Source organism: Butyricicoccus sp., assembly GCF_050872565.1.
Lineage (GTDB): Bacteria > Bacillota > Clostridia > Oscillospirales > Butyricicoccaceae > Butyricicoccus_A.
This window is the reverse complement of sequence record NZ_JBNMHC010000337.1, coordinates 1-2,435: the sequence shown is the minus strand read 5'-3', so window position 1 is coordinate 2,435 and position 2,435 is coordinate 1. Positions and strand designations below refer to the sequence as shown.

Here is a 2,435-nt window from a genome sequence, read left to right as displayed (position 1 = left end):
TACAGATTGCACATGCCGTTGTTAATCAGCACGATACCAACAAATAACAGGCAAACGCCTAACATAATGGAATTCCTCCTACGCGAAAGTAAACTTCTAGATTAAAACAAGCTGTACAGCTGTGTCAGCGGCAGCTTTTCTGCCGGCTTAGAAGTAATCGTTTCTCCATCTACCGTTACCTCATAGGTCTCTGGGTCAACGGTCAGCTTTGGAGTACGATCGTTGAATACCATGTCGCTCTTCGTGATCGTGCGACAGCCGGAAACCGGCACAACCGTCTTTTCCAGACCATACGCCGTCTTGACATCTGCGTCCATAGCAGCCTTAGAGACAAACGTCAAGCAGGATGCCATCTTTGCTTTGCCATGAGCTGCGAACATCGGCTGATACAGTACCGGCTGCGTAGTCGGAATCGAAGCATTGGCATCGCCCATCTTAGAGGCAATAATCATGCCGCCCTTGATAATCATGTCCGGCTTTGCACCAAAGAACGCCGGATTCCACAGAACGAGATCGGCAAACTTGCCGATTTCGACAGAACCAACATACTGTGCTACACCGTGTGTCTTGGCCGGATTGATGGTATACTTAGAAATGTATCTCTTAACACGGAAGTTGTCGTTGCCGTGTCCTTCGTCCTCCGGCAGAGCACCGCGTTCATCCTTCATCTTGGAAGCGGTCTGCCAAGTACGCGTGATGACCTCACCGACACGACCCATTGCCTGCGAGTCCGAACTCATCATGGAGAATATACCCATGTCGTGCAGGACGTCTTCTGCGGCAATGGTCTCCGGACGGATACGAGAGTCTGCAAAGGCAATGTCTTCCGGAATATTCTTGTCCAAATGATGGCAAACCATCAGCATGTCCATATGTTCGTCTAGTGTATTGACGGTAAACGGCATGGTCGGATTGGTAGAAGACGGCAGAACATTCGGTGCACCAGCTGCGCGAATGATGTCCGGTGCATGACCGCCGCCTGCGCCTTCGGTATGATAAGTATGAATGGTACGGCCTGCAATGGCATCCAGCGTGTCTTCGACACAGCCGCCTTCATTCAAGGTATCCGTATGAATCGCAACCTGGACATCATATTCATCAGCAACATTCAAGCAATGGTTGATAACTGCCGGTGTTGCGCCCCAGTCCTCATGAATCTTCAGACCCATAGCACCAGCCTTTACCTGTTCAATCAGCGGCTGCTCGTCTGAGCAATTGCCCTTTCCCAAGAAGCCGAGATTCATCGGATATTCGTCCGCTGCCTTTAACATCATCTTCAGATTCCAAGGACCCGGCGTACAAGTTGTCGCATTGGTGCCGTCAGCCGGACCCGTGCCGCCGCCAATCATTGTCGTCACGCCGCTGTACAGTGCACAATCAATCTGCTGCGGGGAGATGAAATGAATATGGGTGTCCAGACCGCCAGCGGTAACGATCATTCCCTCACCTGCCAGTGCTTCGGTAGAAGCACCAACTGTCATGCCCGGTGTCACACCGTCCATCGTATCTGGATTGCCTGCCTTACCGATACCGGCAATTTTGCCGTCTTTAATGCCAATATCCGCTTTGACAATGCCGGTATAATCGACGATTAGCGCGTTGGTGATGACGAGATCCAGATCTCCGTCTTCGCTGCGGCTCTTTACCGACTGTCCCATGCCGTCACGCAGGGTCTTGCCGCCGCCGAATTTGCACTCATCACCGTACTTTGTGTAATCCTTTTCTACTTCAATAATCAGGCTGGTATCTGCCAGACGAACCTTATCTCCAACGGTTGGACCGTACATAGCAGCATATTTGCTGCCGGAAATATTCACACTCATTGTTGTTTGTTCCTCCTTAAATAAAGCCCTTCAGCTTTGCTGTTTCCAGAGAAGCTGCCTTTGTTGCTTCGCTGACCTGTGCACAGGACAAATCATTCAGACCAAATACACGATGGCGGCCGCCCATTTCTGTCAGCTGTACTTCTTTCTCTTCGCCCGGCTCAAAACGGACAGCCGTTCCGGACGGAATATCCAGATGATAGCCGTATGCAGCAGCTCGGTCAAACGATAAGCACTTATTGACCTCAAAGAAATGATAATGGGAGCCAACCTGTACCGGTCGATCTCCGGTATTGGCAACAACCAGTGTTACGGTTGCTTTTCCTTCATTCAACGTGATTTCACGATCCAACGGCATAATCTCGCCAATTTTCATGATGTTAGCCTCCTTATTGAATCGGGTTGTGAACGGTTACCAGCTTCGTGCCATCCGGAAAAGTCGCCTCAACCTGTACTTCTCCGATCATGTCAGCGACACCATCCATGACATCAGCCTTCGACAAAATCTTTGTGCCGAGCTGCATCAGTTCAACAACCGTCTTGCCGTCTCTTGCCAATTCCAGCAATTCCGAGCTGATGTAAGCCAATGCCTCTACATAATTCAGCTTCAAT

Annotated in this window: 3 protein-coding genes; all 3 read right to left on the bottom strand. The window is 50.3% G+C overall.

What is annotated here, in order from left to right:
* Positions 1-101: 101 nt before the first annotated feature.
* Positions 102-1,823 (bottom strand): urease subunit alpha, encoded by a 1,722-nt coding sequence (gene ureC / locus ACR0P9_RS11030; protein WP_432620107.1) that lies wholly within the window; start codon positions 1,821-1,823, stop codon positions 102-104.
* Positions 1,824-1,839: 16 nt separating this feature from the next.
* Entirely contained in the window at positions 1,840-2,199 is a 360-nt protein-coding gene (locus ACR0P9_RS11025) for an urease subunit beta (protein ID WP_432620105.1), read from the bottom strand.
* 13 nt (positions 2,200-2,212) lie between these two features.
* The coding region (ureA, locus tag ACR0P9_RS11020; RefSeq protein ID WP_432620103.1) for an urease subunit gamma at positions 2,213-2,435 on the bottom strand (223 nt) is incomplete at its 5' end.

Excerpts from the sequence above, each read along its gene's own strand:
- ureC (WP_432620107.1), bottom strand. The coding sequence starts at position 1,823 with ATGAGTGTGAATATTTCCGGCAGCAAATATGCTGCTATGTACGGTCCA.
- ACR0P9_RS11025 (WP_432620105.1), bottom strand. The coding sequence starts at position 2,199 with ATGAAAATTGGCGAGATTATGCCGTTGGATCGTGAAATCACGTTGAAT.